Source organism: Bacillus mesophilum (assembly GCF_008923265.1).
Taxonomy (GTDB): domain Bacteria; phylum Bacillota; class Bacilli; order Bacillales; family Cytobacillaceae; genus Cytobacillus; species Cytobacillus mesophilum.
Genome location: NZ_WBOT01000006.1, coordinates 222133 through 238610, shown reverse-complemented (window position 1 = coordinate 238610; position 16478 = coordinate 222133). Strand labels below are relative to the sequence as shown.

The 16478-nt window shown below is 39.4% G+C and carries 15 protein-coding genes, 1 tRNA gene and 1 riboswitch; of the genes, 14 read left to right on the top strand and 2 right to left on the bottom strand.

The window, feature by feature from the left end; genetic code table 11:
* Nucleotides 1-134: 134 nt before the first annotated feature.
* From F7732_RS17915 to F7732_RS17885, 7 genes are all read left to right on the top strand, one after another.
* Nucleotides 135-530 carry a CidA/LrgA family protein gene (locus F7732_RS17915; protein WP_151575465.1) on the top strand — a complete coding sequence of 132 codons (396 nt, stop codon included), beginning with the start codon at nucleotides 135-137 and terminating at the stop codon, nucleotides 528-530.
* Nucleotides 508-1191, top strand: a complete 684-nt coding sequence (locus F7732_RS17910) for an LrgB family protein (RefSeq protein WP_151575464.1) — start codon at nucleotides 508-510, stop codon at nucleotides 1189-1191. Before F7732_RS17915 ends, F7732_RS17910 begins: the two co-directional genes overlap by 23 nt.
* 150 nt (nucleotides 1192-1341) lie before the next feature.
* Nucleotides 1342-2478, top strand: a complete 1137-nt coding sequence (locus F7732_RS17905; protein WP_151575463.1) for a sensor histidine kinase — start codon at nucleotides 1342-1344, stop codon at nucleotides 2476-2478.
* The gene (locus tag F7732_RS17900; protein ID WP_151575462.1) at nucleotides 2475-3107 is read left to right on the top strand and encodes a response regulator; all 633 of its coding nucleotides are present in this window, start codon (nucleotides 2475-2477) and stop codon (nucleotides 3105-3107) included. Before F7732_RS17905 ends, F7732_RS17900 begins: the two co-directional genes overlap by 4 nt.
* A gap of 483 nt (nucleotides 3108-3590) precedes the next feature.
* A complete protein-coding gene (locus tag F7732_RS17895; protein WP_151575461.1) occupies nucleotides 3591-4523 on the top strand; it encodes an ABC transporter ATP-binding protein in 933 nt (310 codons plus the stop codon).
* Nucleotides 4524-4537: 14 nt separating this feature from the next.
* On the top strand, nucleotides 4538-5812 hold the full coding sequence (locus F7732_RS17890; RefSeq protein WP_151575460.1) for an ABC transporter permease: 1275 nt from the start codon (nucleotides 4538-4540) through the stop codon (nucleotides 5810-5812).
* Nucleotides 5809-6912, top strand: coding sequence for an ABC transporter permease (locus tag F7732_RS17885; RefSeq protein WP_240056678.1), 1104 nt, complete (start codon nucleotides 5809-5811; stop codon nucleotides 6910-6912). Before F7732_RS17890 ends, F7732_RS17885 begins: the two co-directional genes overlap by 4 nt.
* A 48-nt stretch (nucleotides 6913-6960) precedes the next feature.
* On the opposite strand, the gene F7732_RS17880 is transcribed toward F7732_RS17885, so the two are convergent.
* Nucleotides 6961-8085, bottom strand: coding sequence for a DUF5050 domain-containing protein (locus F7732_RS17880; RefSeq protein ID WP_151575459.1), 1125 nt, complete (start codon nucleotides 8083-8085; stop codon nucleotides 6961-6963).
* 43 nt (nucleotides 8086-8128) lie between these two features.
* A riboswitch (cyclic di-GMP riboswitch) is annotated at nucleotides 8129-8211 on the bottom strand.
* Between the two features lie 419 nt (nucleotides 8212-8630).
* On the opposite strand from F7732_RS17880, the gene F7732_RS17875 reads away from it, so the two are divergent.
* Nucleotides 8631-8704, top strand: a tRNA-Gly gene (locus F7732_RS17875).
* A 256-nt stretch (nucleotides 8705-8960) separates the two neighbouring features.
* On the opposite strand, the gene F7732_RS17870 is transcribed toward F7732_RS17875, so the two are convergent.
* Entirely contained in the window at nucleotides 8961-9626 is a 666-nt protein-coding gene (locus F7732_RS17870; RefSeq protein WP_151575458.1) for a B3/B4 domain-containing protein, read from the bottom strand.
* An 86-nt stretch (nucleotides 9627-9712) separates the two neighbouring features.
* Between F7732_RS17870 and queG the strand changes: the two genes are divergently transcribed.
* From queG to F7732_RS17840, 6 genes are all read left to right on the top strand, one after another.
* Nucleotides 9713-10840 carry a tRNA epoxyqueuosine(34) reductase QueG gene (gene queG / locus F7732_RS17865; protein WP_151575457.1) on the top strand — a complete coding sequence of 376 codons (1128 nt, stop codon included), beginning with the start codon at nucleotides 9713-9715 and terminating at the stop codon, nucleotides 10838-10840.
* 162 nt (nucleotides 10841-11002) lie between these two features.
* Entirely contained in the window at nucleotides 11003-11881 is an 879-nt protein-coding gene (locus F7732_RS17860; RefSeq protein WP_151575456.1) for an amidase domain-containing protein, read from the top strand.
* Nucleotides 11882-11944: 63 nt separating this feature from the next.
* The gene (trmL, locus tag F7732_RS17855) at nucleotides 11945-12418 is read left to right on the top strand and encodes a tRNA (uridine(34)/cytosine(34)/5-carboxymethylaminomethyluridine(34)-2'-O)-methyltransferase TrmL (RefSeq protein WP_151575455.1); all 474 of its coding nucleotides are present in this window, start codon (nucleotides 11945-11947) and stop codon (nucleotides 12416-12418) included.
* 76 nt (nucleotides 12419-12494) lie between these two features.
* Nucleotides 12495-13244: an oxygen-insensitive NADPH nitroreductase gene (nfsA, locus tag F7732_RS17850; RefSeq protein ID WP_151575454.1), complete on the top strand. Its 750-nt coding sequence runs from the start codon at nucleotides 12495-12497 to the stop codon at nucleotides 13242-13244.
* Nucleotides 13245-14202: 958 nt separating this feature from the next.
* Entirely contained in the window at nucleotides 14203-16098 is a 1896-nt protein-coding gene (locus F7732_RS17845; RefSeq protein ID WP_151575453.1) for a PrkA family serine protein kinase, read from the top strand.
* Between the two features lie 56 nt (nucleotides 16099-16154).
* Nucleotides 16155-16343, top strand: coding sequence for a hypothetical protein (locus F7732_RS17840; RefSeq protein ID WP_066448160.1), 189 nt, complete (start codon nucleotides 16155-16157; stop codon nucleotides 16341-16343).
* Nucleotides 16344-16478: the final 135 nt, after the last annotated feature.

The following is a 16478-nucleotide window of genomic DNA, read 5'->3' as shown; positions in this document are numbered from 1 at the left end:
CTAAAAGTGTGAGAAGGAAATGAATTTTCTTCGGCTTTAGGTATTTTATTTGTTTTAAGAATGAAGTTTTATAGCTCACGGGTAAGCTTTATTACATTTACAAACAGGTATGTCTTATGGAAGGATGTCTAAACATGAAAAATGCAGTAATGTTTCTAGGGCAAATCCTAATACTATGGCTCATTTATATTGGCTCACAATATATCGTCTCTTTGCTGCACTTGCCGATTCCGGGAAGTGTTTTAGGAATGCTGCTTTTATATTTTGCTTTGTCCAAGAAAATCATCTCTTTAAAATTAATTGAAAAAGGTGCACTTTTTTTAACAAAACATCTGACCTTCTTGTTTTTGCCTTTTGTCATCGGGCTGATGTCTTATGGTGATTTAATCAAAGCAAGCGGTATTCAGCTGCTTGTTATGATTATGGCAAGTACGCTAATAGGTATGATTGCAACAGGTGCTGCATCACAGTTTCTATCAAAAAGAGAGAGGGAGGTAGTGAAGGAACATGAACACTCTGACGCTGTTTAGTTTATGCCTGACTGTTGCAGTATACATAGCAGCAAGAAAATTCGCTGAAAAATTTCCATCTCCATTAACGATACCTCTTGTAACAGCATCTGCTTTTATGATTATTTTTTTCTTATTATTTGATATTTCGTATGATCAATATGGCACGTCCAAAAGCATCATTACCTATTTGCTAGGACCAGCAACAGTAGCACTTGCGGTTCCGATGTATATGCACCGGGAGATCATCAGAGAGAAGTTTTGGAATGTCATATGCGGTATCCTGATCGGAACCTGTTCGACCATCATTGCTGCAGTGAGTCTTTCCAAGATGCTGCATCTCTCAGAGACGATTCAAACAGCCTCAGCTGTTAAGGCAATTACGACCCCGGTAGCGATAGATACAGTGAAAATTTTAGAAGGAGATCCTACCTTAGCGGCTACCTTTGTTGTCGCTTCTGGAATTACCGGTGCCATAATGGGCTCAACTATATTAAATTTTTTCCGTATTCATGATCCGCTTGCAAGGGGTCTAGGGATGGGGACAGTCTCGCATGGGATCGGAACAAGTCAGGCGTTAAATGAGGGCAGTCTCCAAGGCGCAGCTGCGAGTGTGGCGATGAGCGTCGCCGCCATTCTGACATCCATTTTGCTGCCGCTGTTTTATCAAATATTTGCATAATTCCTTTAAGCTTTCAATTTGTCTGCATATGTAAGACAGGTTGGAAGCTTTTTTACGATGATGTTTTTTCATTTTCAATAAGAGAGTGCTTTAGCCATTCATTACGAGTATAATTATGGTAAATAGAATGACAATTTTGGGAGCCCTGAGATGAAAAAAACGTATTTAATTTGGTTAGCCTTTCACTGTATTGTCTGGATTTTTACCTTCAATGACTTATACCCATTCTTAAATGAATGGCAAATTGGCAGTGTTTCTTTCTTTTTACTGCTGGTATTTATTTTGCCTCTCTTTAAGGACAGGGAATGGCTGCAAACTGCCATTTTTGGTGTGCAAGGGATTTTAAGCTTACTTATTTTCTACCCAGATGGTGATGGTTTTCCCCGCTATATACTCTTAATACATATATTGATAATGGCTGAAGCTGTCTTTTACTTATCGCGTCTGAAAAGTATTCTTATTATTGCGATTATAAGCGGAGGAGCATATTTTACTTTTTTACAGATACAGTCTACAGCAGGAAGTTTTGCTTGGTATGGCCTCATATATTTACTAGTGATTTGCGCTCTCCTTTATTATCAAACATTACATAGAAAAGTTTCTGAAGTGCAGGAGAGAAATGATGCCCTGCAGCATGAATATCGCAGAATGAAAAGACTGCTTGTGACAGAGGAAGAGCAGACTAGAAAAGATGAGCGAATGCAAATTGGTCATGAAATTCATGATTCAGTTGGGCATAAACTAACAGCGCTAGTCATGCAGTTTGAAGTGTTCCGGTTAAGTGCTGAAGAAAAGGATAAAGAGAAAATTGCCGCATTAAAGGAGCTTGCACAGCAAAGTCTGGAAGAGACGAGAAGAGCTGTACGATCCTTCAAAGGAAGAGAAGTCGGAGGATTACAAGGTGTCATTCGGCTCATCCGCAAATTAGAATTAGAAAGCTTTATGAAAATAAATTTCATTGTAAAACATGGCGCCTTTGCTGCTCCGCTAACAGGAGAACAATCCTTTGCCATATACCGGGCAGTGCAGGAGGGACTTACAAATATCATGAAGCATGCACATACAAAGGATGCACAGGTGCTGTTTGAATCACCAGGCGGCAGTATTTTCCGCTTTGAGGTATCGAATGTCACAGCCGGGAAAGTTTATTTCGAAGAAGGATACGGCCTGAAAGCAATGAGAGAACGTCTGGAGAACGTTGGCGGTATTTTAGAGGTCGAAAACAATGACAGAGAATTTATGCTAAGAGGCGTTATTCGTTTGACTGATCGGAGTGGAAAAAGATGATAAAGGTAGTGTTAGCAGAAGATCAAGTGATGGTACGGCAAGGGTTAAGAGCCATGATTGAAACGGATCCGGAAGTGAAAGTAAAAGGTGAGGCAGGGAATGGAAAGGAAGCGGTTGAGTTATGTGAAAAACATCATTTTGATGTAGCGATCCTGGATATCCGTATGCCTGAGATGGATGGAATTGAAGCAGCAAAGATCATCAGGATGAGATTTCCGCAAATGAAAATCCTGATGCTTACAACGTTTGATGACGAGCAGTATGTAATGGATGCCTTAAAACTTGGCGTCAGCGGATATATGCTCAAAAATGGAGATACTGAATCTCTGCTGAGAGCCATTAAAGACTCGGTAAAAGGCGCCCTTTCACTGGAAGGGCAGGTTGCGGCCAAAGTAGTGCCTGCACTGCTGCAAAATGAACAGGATCAACCCGTACATCCTGACTTAACACCAAGAGAAAGAGGCATCTTAAAATGCATTGGCGAAGGCTTAAACAATAAGGAGATTGCCGATCGCTTAGGATTATCAGTTGGTACGGTTAAAAATCAGATCAGTCATATATTGGATAAATTAGAACTAAGAGACCGGACCCAGCTGGCGATTTATGCGATTCGAAGCAGGCTTGTATGAGTTAACTGTATTTGGGTGGTGTAAGGTGCTTGCAGGGCTGTGTTTGATAGGAAAACGGGTTCGTTTGAAGGGAACCTGAAGTATTTTGATAGGAACCTGAAGTATTTTGATAGGAAAGCGGGTTTGTTTGATAGGAAACTGAAATATTTTGATAGGAAACCGAATTTTTTTGCTCGGAAGCGAAAAGTTTTTATAAGAGACCAATTAATACTCGACTGAAAACTATAAAAATCGGACGAATTTTATAAAAAAACTATGATTAACCAAATTTTGGCACAGAAACACAAAATCAGACTATGCACTACGGCAAAACACGATGCTAAAAAGAAAAAATGACTAAAGTAACAATGTCCTTTTCCTTCAATGACCAGGGTCAGTATTGACGCTGGTTTTTTTATTCTAAACTTAGATATATCAAGAGCAGCAAGGCTGTTGCCAAAATGGTGCCAGTGCCTATTAAAGCCATATAAAGGAGGAAGTCAGATGCTTGAGACAGTTGATTTAAGCAAATCATTTAAAGGAAATAAAGCCGTGCAAAACGTTAATTTATATTTAGATCAGGGTGAATCAGTCGGTTTATTAGGTCCAAACGGAGCCGGAAAATCAACAACTATTTCAATGATGTCTACATTATTAAAGCCGACCAGCGGTGAGATTAAATTAAATGGGGTAAATACGCTTGGGAAACCAGATGAACTTCGCAAGGTATTAGGCGTAGTTCCCCAGGAAATTGCTTTATATCAGGAGCTTTCCGCATATGAAAATTTACGCTTTTTTGGCTCCATTTATAATTTGAAAGGACAGAAGCTGGAGAATCGAATTCAGGATGCTCTTGAAATGGTTGGGCTGAAGGATCGCCAAAAAGGCATTGTCAAAACGTTTTCGGGCGGCATGAAGCGAAGAATAAATATTGCGGCGGCACTGCTGCATGAGCCGGAAATTCTCATTCTCGATGAACCAACCGTAGGAATTGACCCTCAATCGCGGAACCACATCCTAGAAACAGTCAGAAATCTGAATAAAGAGAAGGGCACTACTATTCTATATACAAGTCATTATATGGAGGAAGTTGAACAGCTATGTGATCGTTTATACATTATGGATCATGGTGCCGTCATTGCTGCTGGAACAAAACTTGAGTTACTCAGTATTTTATCTTCAGAGGTTACTAACAAAGTAGAGTTGAACCATTTAGATGATGCGTTTATTCAGGAAGTAAGGGAAATGGAAGGAATCAGCAAGGTAGAAGCAGCAAATCTGCAATTAAAAATTATTGCCAAAAAGGGCACTAATCTTATTATCAATCTCGTTCATCTTGCTGAGAAACATCATCTGCAGATCGTTAATTTTCATACAGAAACACCAAGCCTTGAAGATGTCTTTTTACATTTAACAGGACGCACTTTAAGAGATTAGGAGGGAGTGGCACAATGAATCATTTTATTAAAAAAGATTTGTTAATTTTCTGGCGTGATCGCAAAGAAACACTTATCGCACTGCTGCTCCCGGTTTTACTTATTATCGTGTTGAATTTTGCTCTTTCTGGGGTTATGAGTGACGATGAAGATAATCCATTGGATTTGCACTTGGGGATTGTGAATCAGGACGAACAAGAGGAAGCCATGACGGTTTTACAGGAAAAGCTGGTAAATGAGGCATCTTTTACAGAAGCGAATGCTCTGGCTGTTTCAGAAAATATGTATGCATTGCAGCCTGTGGATCAATTGTTTGCCTATTTTAATAGTGAAGAAATAAAAGACTTTGTGACTGTTCAGAAAATGAATGAGGATGAAGCCAATCAAAGAGTTGAGGATGGCGAACTGGACGGTATTCTTGTGATACCAGACGGGTATACAGCACAAACGCTATATTCTTCGATCACAGGCGAAGCTCCGGCAGCCCAGTTGCGCTTTAAGCTGGAAAACAATACAAATGAAAATAACATCTTATTTAATCTAATTAATGGGTTTATCGACCAATTGAATTATCAGTTTGCTCTTTCAAAGGTTGAAGGATCTGAAAACGCCGTTGTGCATGCGCCGCAAGGAGGGGTTGAGACAGTTGAGACTCATACACCTTTTACACTTACTATTGCACAATATTATGCAGTAACCATGGGGGGGCTTTTCGCTTTGTTTCTAGCAGCAACAGTAGCGATCAAAACGGGTGAAGAAATCAGACAGCAAGTTGTAAATAGAATATATATATCGAATGCACATCCAACACAATTTTTAATGGGGAAGATGGTCTCAACCTTTTGTTTAGCTTGGTTTCAGTTATTATTCGTGCTTCTCACCTCCAATTTCCTATTAGATGTGTTCCCTGACCGTTCTGCTTCATTTTGGGCAGGATTAATTATCATAATTACGTTAATTGCTTTATCCATTGCCGGTCTATCTGCCGCTTTTACTTCTGTTTCATTAAGAGTGAAAAATATTGATGCTGCAAATGGTTTATTTATGTTTGTGGTGATCATTTTAGGAGCAATCGGTGGCGGCTTTGTTCCAGTCTATATTTTGCCGAACTGGCTTCAGCAAATAGGGGAATGGACACCAAATGGACTTGCGCTAGTTATCTATACAGATTGGGTGCAAAATGAAACAGTATCTTCTATTTTACTTCCTGGTCTGCTGCTAGTAGGATTCTTTCTGCTTCTTGTCGTTATTGGAATCCTGCTGTATCCGAAAAGGGGGAATGCAAAATGATGAGATCTGTTATATGGGCGCAATTTGCAAAGGATCGGCGAGTGCCCTTATTCTTATTTCTGTTAATAGCAGGCAGTGTTCTGGCCACCGTCATTTTTACTGGCGGTGCTAACTCGCCCTCCTCGTTTGTCATTTATAGTGAAGAAGCAAATGCTGACCAAATCGAAAAGAAATGGGAAAAGCTGCTGAATACTGATGACTCCTTGCAATTTACTATTGCTGATTCGGCTCAGGTAAAAGAAGATTTGGAAGAAGGCAATATAGATTCTGCTGTAAAGTTAATGGAAAATGATTATAAGATCATCACCAGTGATGAAATTACAGATGTGTCATATATGCAGCAGCATGTTCATTCTGTGTTTCAGAGAGAAGCGGAAATAAGTGCGATTACAGATATAGAAGGAAATGAACTAACAAGAGATGATGTTGAAAAGTACTTGCAAGCAGGTCCTGTTCAAATGGAAAAGGTCGGGCTTAATAATGAAAAGATGACAGACTATAACATGCGGACTCAGTTAATGTTTGCTTTTACTCTCTTAATTGCCACCTTTATTCTTGGCTTTAGAGTGAATAATGTAACACATGATAAGGTATCCGGTGTTTGGGACCGTATGATTCTTGCACCGATCAGCAAGACCAAAATGTATACAGGTTACATCTTGTATAGTTTCTTTATCTCCATGTTTCAGATTGTTGCCGTACTATTATTGTTTAAATATGTGCTGAAGTATGATCTTGGAAATCAGTTTTGGCTGATCATACTCGCATCTGCTCTGTTTGTATTCAGCATGATCAGCATTGCTATGCTGATTACTGGATTTGTAAAAACACCAGAACAGTTTTATGCAATTTATCCGTCCATCATTCCGCTAATTCCTCTAATTAGTGGATCCTATATGATGCCAGGAACGATTTCTAATCCAGTACTGCTGTTTGTCGCGGATCTATTCCCAATGGCCCATGCCATGGATGCCATCATGAATGTCATTTTTTATGATGCTGGGTTGGCTGACATAACGATGTCACTGCTAATTATGCTTTTAATCGGGATTGTCGGAATGGGATTAGGGATCAATTTGGTAGAGCGGAGGAGCAGGTGATTTATAGAAAAAAACGGGATGGCCATTGTGTGCCATCCCGTTTTCTATTTAATTCATTTTAATGGAAGTTTGTTTATTTGTTTTTTTATTCGTATAGTATAGCTTGTTTTGGTCGATGAAAAGATTGATTGAATGTACTTTATTAATAGGTTTAGCGTGTTTGCCTGCTAGTGTTGCTTTATACAAATATCCGCCATTTGAATAGTTGCTGAAGTAAATTTTGTTGTGTGTGATGACAAAATAAGGTGCTCGTGCATTGATCAGCTTTGTTTTGCCTGTACCGTCCTTTTTCATGCGGTAAAGCTTGTCCTGATCTTTACTGTTAGAGTAATAGAAATAGTCTCCCATTTCTTGCACAGATTGAAGCTCCTGAAAGTAGGCATATTTAGTGCTTGCTGCCGATGGATATTGCTTTTCATTCCAAACATGATCTTTTCTCAATGTCTTAGCGTCTACAAGAAAATATTTATAGCTTACTTGATCATCCTGATTTGGGACAGGATCATTCCAGGTGGCGTCAACATAATAATAGTGATGATCTACTTTTACCATATTCCAAGCATGTGGACCGCCGTTAGCTGTTCCTGCTATATATTCGTTCTCAATACCAGCACGATCTAATAGCAGCTGCATCGTTTTAGCGTAGCCTTCACAAACGGCAATTCCATCAACCATTAAACCATAAGGTGTATACGAGCTGTCAGGAACGGTTCCATTTTGATAGTTTGTCCAGTCATAAGCTGTATTTAAAACAATATAATCGTGAATCGCTTTTACTTTATCAAAATCTGAATCCTTCGGTTGGATTGTCTCTTTTAATATGGAGTTAATCAGCTTTTCTTGTTTGCTGACCATCGTTTTGATTTGGGATATAGGGTATTTGTAACTGATTTTAATTTTACCGTTTGAATAAATCAGTGTATTTTTGTGCTGGAAATAAAAGATTTCAGGATGATCTGCTAATATGTCATTGATGACTTCGCCAACTTCTTTGTATGAAAAAGATTGAGAAGGAAATGTAGCAGCAGTTTGATAGTTTTTAAAGGAATTCAGCAGATTCTGGTAGGTTTCTTGATAAGCTGAATCCTTCTTTTCGGCTGCAAGAGCAGAGGAGCTGATAATTGTGAGGATCAGAAATGCAAAACATACGGAATACAAGGTCTTTTTGACCATGGTCAATCTCTCCTTTACGATTAGTTTCTAAATAGAAAGTAATTACGGTAACCCAGCTGTCATAGCTTGCGCCTTAGACCTGTGGCTTTGCGTCTCAATCTTTCAATTGATTTGCCGTTATGAGTATTATAGTCTATTAATATTAGTAATTAAAGGAGTGTTAGGTTAAAAATACTAGTCTATTAGAAGTATTTATGTAAAAATGTTATTAAATGTTGTGTGTTTATTAAGATTTAATTAAACATTTGTTAAAGAAAAATGAAAAACCTGTTGACGATAGAGTATAAATATACTAGAATAATAAAAGTAGTGAGCAGGATTATTCGACAAAATTCGATAGATTTTGCAGGTTCTATTTTGAGATTGAAAACATATTATTTTATTATATTGCGGGTGTAGTTTAGTGGTAAAACCTCAGCCACGAGCGAAACATCCATGAAACATCTGCGAGTTGCCTCGACGCATTAACTTCTCGATTGAGCTAGCAGAGAAAGAGGCATGACATTTCGTAAGATCGAAATGAAATTATAAGGATTTATTATAATGCGGGTGTAGTTTAGTGGTAAAACCTCAGCCTTCCAAGCTGATGATGAGGGTTCGATTCCCTTCACCCGCTCCATACATAGCCAACGCAGTGTTCCGTTTCTATAAGAACGAAATGTTGCGTTTTTTCATGTTTAAAAATGTGTTGTCATTAAAAGTGAGGCCATTTTGGCTGGAGAAGGGTTCTGTTTTTTAGGAGATATGAGCCCAGAAGCAGCGGGAATATGCTGTTAGACGAAAGTTATCCGCCGTATATCCGCCAAACGCAAAAACCACGCTCAGCACAAAAAGCGCCCGCCTGCTAAGCAGCAGACGGAACGCTCTCTACCATATTAATCAATTATGCGGACCTCAGCAGTACCTCCATGCACTTGAAGGAACATATCCTTCAAAGACACTGTCATTTCTTCGGCTTCTTCTACCATAATAGATGGGCGAAGAAAAATAACTTGCAGCGCATTGACGGTTTCTTCTGTGACAGCCGTTCGTTCTGAATCCACGAATGGACTGCCAAATGGACCAGAATCATCTGCTGCGACAAGTAATCGGTGGACAGAGTTTTCCCTTCCATTTAAACCGATATAGGATTCATTCTCCTCACCAAGTCGAATTTGGACTCCACCAGATAGCTTGTCTGCATCGTAAATTCCGATAGGCACTTGATATTTTAGCGAAAAGAAATTATTCAAATCAATCGCACTATGCACAGATTGCAGATAGTTTTGTTTTAAGACTCGTCTGTAAAGTGCTTCAGCGGAATGCCGATAGCGGTTAGGATCCTTCCCGCAAGCTTTAAAAATCTGACGCCATTCCTGAATTGCTTCAATCTCGGTGACTTTTTTATCCTCATAATCAAAGTAAAGCGACTCCTGAAATAATTGCAAACGGCCTTTTACCATTTGCGGAGATTGGCCAACTTGAATATCATGGTATGTAATCACGCCGATTTTAAATTGAGGGATTAATGTGCTCAATTCAGGTGAAATGCTAATTTCCAATGTTTCCACCTCCAAAATAGATTAGAAATAGTTTATCATAAGAATAATGATTTTTTCATTAAAAGGTAAGTGAGTTGGTGTACTGCATGAAAGTAGAAGAATTAAAACAAGATATTATTCAATACAGCCAGTCAATCGGGATTGATAAAATCGGCTTTACAACAGCCAATACCTTTACTGGTTTAAAAAATATATTAATGAAGCAAATTGAACTGAATTATCATTCCGGCTTTGAAGAACCTGACTTGGATAAGAGAGTTACACCTGCATTGCTTTTGGATAAACCCCAATCGATTATTTCAATCGCTCTTGCCTACCCTTCTAAAATGAGGGAGCGGGTTGCAGGGAAAAAAGGGGAAAGAAGAGGCATTTTCTGCAGGGCGTCTTGGGGAGAAGATTATCATCATATCTTAAGGAATCGTCTGCAGCAGCTGCAGGACTATATCGCTGAGAAAGTGCCGGATGCCCGATTTAAATTTATGGTCGACACGGGTGAGCTTGTCGATCGGGCGGTTGCTGAAAGAGCGGGAATCGGCTGGACTGGAAAGAATTGTTCCATCATCACACCAGAATTTGGCTCCTATGTATATTTAGGGGAAATCATTACGAACATTCCGTTTGCACCGGATAAGCCGATTGAGGATCGCTGCGGTACGTGCACAAAATGCATGGATGCCTGTCCGACTGGAGCCTTGGTGAATCCGGGTCAGCTGAATGCTCAGCGCTGCATTGCCTTCCTTACACAAACAAAAGGCTTTATGCCGGATGAATTTAGGGAAGAATTGGGCAATCGCATCTATGGCTGTGATACATGCCAAACCGTGTGTCCTGAAAATAAAGGCAAAGACTTTCATTTTCACCCTGAAATGGAGCCTAATTCAGAAGACGTAAAGCCACTGTTAAAGCCTATTTTAAAAATGAGCAACAAGGAGTTTAAGCAAAGATTTGGGCGCATGTCAGGCTCATGGCGCGGAAAGAAACCAATTCAGCGTAATGCTATTCTTGCTCTAGCTCATTTTAAAGATGAAACAGCCGTTGATGATTTAAGTGACCTGATGTTTACAGATCCCCGTCCTGTTATTCGCGGCACGAGTGCGTGGGCTTTAGGAAAGATTGGCGGAGAAAAGGCGAAGCAGGAATTAGAAAAGGCTCTAACAACCGAGAAGGATCCGGAAGCCTTGGAAGAAATCCAAAAAGGACTTTCTTTTTTGTAAAGATTTCTTTGAAGTGTCTAGCTCCTAAAGGTCTGGAGCTACAGATGTGCGTTCTTTGTCAGCTTTAAATATTTTTATTGAGATGAGAGGCATGTCCTCTCATTTTTTTATTGTGAAAATGACTTTTCCTTCATAAGTATAAAAGGAAGGGAGAGATGCACAGTGAGAGACCAATTACAGAAACATTTAGAGAATATGGTTGGAGAATATGTATCATTTGAAAGGCTCTCTAATTCAGCGGATTTAAAAGTTGAGCGTAAGATAGGCGGCCTGCAGCGCAGGAATGCTGAAATCGTTAAAGCGAAAGCAACAGGGGCGATTATAAAAAAAGAACAAGGAGAAAATGAAACAGAGCTTGTGCGATATCGTGCTCATTTCCAATACTTAATTAAACAAAAGTCCTCCTTATATATAGAAGAAGAGGTGGAAGAGCGGGAGGCTGAGTTTTATAAAGGTGTGCTTGTTGATGATAAAGAGATTGAGCCGGATTATCAAAAGCAAAGTATGCTGAATGATCTTCAGGAGGGCGGAGAAGCTGATGTTAGGCTGAAATTTCATTATGATCGTTTGAAGGCCGTTCAATATGCTGAAACATGGTGGAATAGCTATAACCCTGCCTATAAAAGCTTTGATGTTGATTGCACAAATTATATTTCCCAATGTCTGCATGCTGGCGGTGCTCCGATGAGAGGCTATCCGAATAGAGGAAAGGGATGGTGGATGCAAAACAATAATTGGAGCTATAGCTGGACGGTAGCAAATGCCATGCGCTGGCATTTGCCTGGCTCAAACGCGGGTCTTCAAGCGAAGGAAACAGCGGCTCCAGAGCAATTGCTGCTTGGAGATGTCATCTGCTATGACTTCCAGGGAGATGGCCGTTTTGATCATACTACGATTGTGACAGGAAAAGATGCTGATGGAATGCCGCTCGTTAATGCTCATACCACAAATAGCCGTATGCGCTATTGGGCATATGAGGATTCCACTGCTTATACACCGAACATAAAATATAAATTTTTTTCCATTGACGATCAGAACTAGAAGTTTAAAATTTTTCTTTCAAAGTGATATAATGAATCAGACATATTTTTAGAGGTGAAAGACATGGCACTACATATTGTACTCTATCAGCCAGAAATCCCGGCAAACACCGGCAATATTGCCCGTACTTGTGCAGCGACAGACACAACACTGCATTTGATTCGTCCGCTTGGATTTTCAACAGACGATAAAATGCTGAAGCGCGCAGGACTTGATTACTGGGAATTTGTAAATATTGTTTATCACGATTCATTAGATGATTTTTATAAACAAAGTGAAGGCGGAGAGTTCTTCTATTTAACTAAGTTTGGCACACAGCCACACTCCACATTTGATTATAGTGATCAGGGCAAAGATTATTATTTTATTTTCGGAAAAGAAACGACTGGCCTTCCAAAGGATGTTATTGAAAGTAACAAAGATCGTGCCCTGCGCATTCCGATGAATAATAATGTCCGCTCGCTGAATTTATCCAACACAGCTGCCATCCTGATTTATGAGGCGCTGAGACAACAAGATTATATCCATTTAAAATAGACCTGAGCATTTGTTCAGGTCTTGTTTATATCCTTTTCGAGGAAATCCTTATTAAAAAAAGAGAGGAACATGACCCATGAATGAAACAATTAAATTACTTCAAAATCACCGCTCTGTTCGCTTTTTTGAGGACAAGCCATTATCAGAAGAACAAATTAAAGCGATTGTTGTCTCTGCACAGGCAGCTTCAACCTCCAGCTTTATTCAAGCGTATTCCATTATCGGAGTGACAGACCAAGACAAGAAAGACCAGCTTGCTGCCCTAGCTGGCGGACAGGAATATGTTGCAAAAAATGGTCACTTTTTTGTATTTTGTGCTGATCTGCATCGGCATGAGCTCATTGGGGAACTTGAAAAGAAGGATGTTTTGCCATCCATAGAAAGTACGGAAAAGTTCATGGTTGCTCTAATTGACGCAGCTTTAGCAGCACAAAATGCTGCAATTGCAGCCGAGTCCATGGGTCTTGGCATTTGCTACATAGGCGGCATTCGCAATAATTTGGATGCAGTATCACAGTTATTGAAAACACCTAAACGAGTTATTCCGTTATTCGGCATGACGGTAGGTTATCCACAAAAAGAGAATGAGCAGAAGCCTCGATTGCCTTTTGAGCATATATACCATGAAAATGAATATAACCAAGACACGGAAGCCTATAAAAAGCAGCTTTCCATATTTGATGAGATCATCTCTGAATACTACCAGGAGCGGACAGATGGAAAGAGATCAGACACATGGACAGGCCAGATGGCTCAAATGCTTGAAAAACAAACAAGAATGTATATGAAAGAATTTGTGAAGAAACAGGGGTTTGATTTGAGATAGAGTATAAAAACATATGGTAAATGGGTTCGTGAAAGCAGAGGAAATACACCACTGTAAATTAGAGTCTGGTAAATGGTGTCGAGAAAAAAGCGGAAATACACTTCTGTAAACCATTATTTGGTAAATAGTGTCGCGAAAAGAGCGGAAACACCCTTCTGTAAACCAGTATATGGTAAATAGTGTTGAGAAAAGAGCGGAAACACCCTTCTGTAAACCAGTATTTGGTAAATGATGTCGCGAAAACAGCAGAAACACACCACTAAAAACCAGTAAATGGTAAATACTGTCGCGAAAAGAGCGGAAACACCCTTCTATAAACCAGTATATGGTAAATGGTGTCGCGAAAAGATCGGAAAGACACCCCTGGAAACTAAAATATGCTTAATGGTGTCGTGAACCAGCAGAAACACACCCCTGGAAACTAATATATGGTAAACGGTGTCGCCAAACCAGCTGATCACACCCCCCGTGATCCAGAAATCCGTAAATGAAATACTACCATCGCTCTTATATAATCCAATAGAAAAAATAAGTACCGAAACTCAAAATAAAAAACTGCTGGCACAAACGCCAGCAGTTTTTTATTTTTTATTAATGCCTGGTTTATCGTCGTATCCTGCTGTGAAAATAGCAACAAGGAAAGCAGCCATGACACCAAGAATAATAATTGTACCCATGTTATGTATCCTCCTTTTTATGAAACATTCCACAAGCATATGAGTTTATTATATCCTATTGCAGGAAAACTGTGAATGTCATGTGTGAAAATTTTGTAAGTGTTTACTTTTCTTTAAAAATAAAGCTCTATTTCCCTCTATTACGAAGGGATAAACAGTTGTTATTGTGTGAATATTGTAAAAATTACCTGCTAAAACAATCCCTTGTTCGCGCATGTTCGATAAACAGGGCGCATACAGTATATTAATCGTCTCTGATAATGTGACAGGGGGAGGTCCATATGGATATTCTAAAAAAAATTGAGATGTATCGCCATGAAGAGGAAAAGCTGAAATGGGAAGGGACTTTCGGTGAATATTTAGAAATTATTAAAGAAAAGCCATGGGTTGCCCAGTCCGCACATTCACGTGTTTATAATATGATTAAAGACGCGGGAATTGACGATGTTAAAGGGCAGAAAAAATATCAGTTTTTCAGTGATCAATTGTTTGGTCTTGAGGAATCACTGGAAAGACTTGTAGAGGAATATTTCCATCCTGCCGCAAAAAGGCTGGATGTACGCAAACGGATTCTATTACTGATGGGACCTGTAAGCGGAGGTAAATCAACTTTAGTGACTATGTTAAAAAGAGGGCTGGAAGCCTATTCCCACTCAGAGCGGGGAGCAGTCTATGCCATTAAAGGCTGCCCAATGCATGAAGATCCGCTTCACTTAATTCCACATCATTTACGCAAGGATTTCCTGGACGAATATGGCATTCGAATTGAAGGGAATTTATCACCTCTTAATATGATGAGACTGGAAGAGGAATATGGCGGCAAGATTGAAGATGTAATGGTTGAAAGGGTCATTTTCTCAGAAGATCGGCGCGTTGGGATCGGAACATTCAGCCCATCAGATCCTAAATCACAGGATATCGCTGATTTAACAGGCAGCATCGATTTTTCAACGATTGCCGAATATGGTTCAGAGTCCGATCCGCGTGCTTATCGTTTTGATGGAGAACTGAACAAAGCAAACCGCGGCATGATGGAGTTTCAGGAAATGCTTAAATGCGACGAGAAATTTCTATGGCATCTCTTATCATTAACTCAAGAAGGAAATTTCAAGGCAGGACGATTCGCCCTCATTTCAGCGGATGAATTAATCGTTGCTCATACGAATGAAACGGAGTATCGCTCATTCATCTCCAATAAAAAGAATGAGGCTCTTCATTCCAGAATCATCGTCATGCCGATTCCATATAACCTAAAAGTAACAGAAGAAGAAAAAATATATGAAAAAATGATTCGCGAAAGCGATGTTTCTGAAGTGCATATTGCTCCGCATACATTAAAGGTTGCAGCCATGTTTACGATTTTAACTAGACTCAAAGACCCGAAAAAAGGGGATATTGATTTAGTTAAGAAGATGCGCCTTTATGATGGAGAAAATGTAGAAGGCTATGCGGTTGCAGATGTAGAAGAATTGAAAAAAGAACATAGTGATGAAGGAATGAGCGGCATTGATCCGCGTTATGTGATCAATCGAATTTCATCGACCATCATCCGTAAGAATATTACGTCCATCAATGCATTGGATGTTTTGCGTTCTTTAAAAGAAGGACTTGATCAGCACCCTTCGATTACGGCAGAACAAAAGGAAAGATATTTAAACTTTATCTCTCTTGCCAGGAAAGAATATGATGATATTGCGAAAAAAGAAGTGCAAAAAGCATTTGTGTATTCATACGAAGAGTCTGCAAAAACATTGATGGAAAACTATCTTGATAATGTTGAAGCATACTGCAATAAAGTAAAACTTCGTGACCCGCTGACTGGTGAAGAAATTAATCCAGATGAAAAATTGATGCGGTCGATTGAAGAGCAAATTGGTATTTCGGAAAATGCGAAAAAGGCATTCCGTGAAGAAATTCTCATCCGAATCTCGGCTTATGCCCGCAAAGGAAAGCGATTTGATTATAATTCACATGACCGTCTACGTGAAGCGATCCAGAAAAAGCTCTTCGCTGACCTTAAGGATGTCGTGAAAATCACCACTTCTTCAAAAACACCAGATGAACAGCAGCTGAAAAAGGTCAATGAGGTAGTAGCACGCCTTATAGATGAGCATGGCTATAATTCATCATCTGCAAATGAGCTTCTAAAGTATGTGGGAAGCTTATTAAATCGCTAATAAGCTCATGTTTGAGGCTGTCCGCCACAAGGGTAAAGAAAACTTGAGGTGATAGCATGAAAAAGTATGAGCTAGATAAAAATTTTAAACCGCGCAATAGTTCAATGGCTGAAAATGTGGAAGAAATGAAAAACCTCGGAAACCAAATGGAGAATCTACGCACAAACAAGGAATTAAAGGAAGATCAAAAAGTGCCTGACCCCGTTCAATATAAAGAAGCAGATAAAAACCTTCGCCGTTCGTAAGCGAAGGTTTTATTTTCCCTAAAATAATAGATGTGAATTTAGGCTTGTCCAAAATAGATTTTCATGTACTATTGTCGAAATAATTTGTAAATTATTTTGTCTCATTGCATATGATGAAGTAATACACCATTTTTA

Coding starts and splice junctions, on each gene's coding strand:
- nfsA (WP_151575454.1), top strand. CDS start 12,495: ATGAATGAAACAATTAAATTACTTCAAAATCACCGCTCTGTTCGCTTT.
- F7732_RS17910 (WP_151575464.1), top strand. CDS start 508: ATGAACACTCTGACGCTGTTTAGTTTATGCCTGACTGTTGCAGTATAC.
- F7732_RS17880 (WP_151575459.1), bottom strand. CDS start 8,085: ATGGTCAAAAAGACCTTGTATTCCGTATGTTTTGCATTTCTGATCCTC.
- F7732_RS17895 (WP_151575461.1), top strand. CDS start 3,591: ATGCTTGAGACAGTTGATTTAAGCAAATCATTTAAAGGAAATAAAGCC.
- queG (WP_151575457.1), top strand. CDS start 9,713: ATGAAAGTAGAAGAATTAAAACAAGATATTATTCAATACAGCCAGTCA.
- F7732_RS17840 (WP_066448160.1), top strand. CDS start 16,155: ATGAAAAAGTATGAGCTAGATAAAAATTTTAAACCGCGCAATAGTTCA.
- F7732_RS17885 (WP_240056678.1), top strand. CDS start 5,809: ATGATGAGATCTGTTATATGGGCGCAATTTGCAAAGGATCGGCGAGTG.
- F7732_RS17845 (WP_151575453.1), top strand. CDS start 14,203: ATGGATATTCTAAAAAAAATTGAGATGTATCGCCATGAAGAGGAAAAG.
- F7732_RS17915 (WP_151575465.1), top strand. CDS start 135: ATGAAAAATGCAGTAATGTTTCTAGGGCAAATCCTAATACTATGGCTC.
- trmL (WP_151575455.1), top strand. CDS start 11,945: ATGGCACTACATATTGTACTCTATCAGCCAGAAATCCCGGCAAACACC.
- F7732_RS17890 (WP_151575460.1), top strand. CDS start 4,538: ATGAATCATTTTATTAAAAAAGATTTGTTAATTTTCTGGCGTGATCGC.
- F7732_RS17900 (WP_151575462.1), top strand. CDS start 2,475: ATGATAAAGGTAGTGTTAGCAGAAGATCAAGTGATGGTACGGCAAGGG.
- F7732_RS17905 (WP_151575463.1), top strand. CDS start 1,342: ATGAAAAAAACGTATTTAATTTGGTTAGCCTTTCACTGTATTGTCTGG.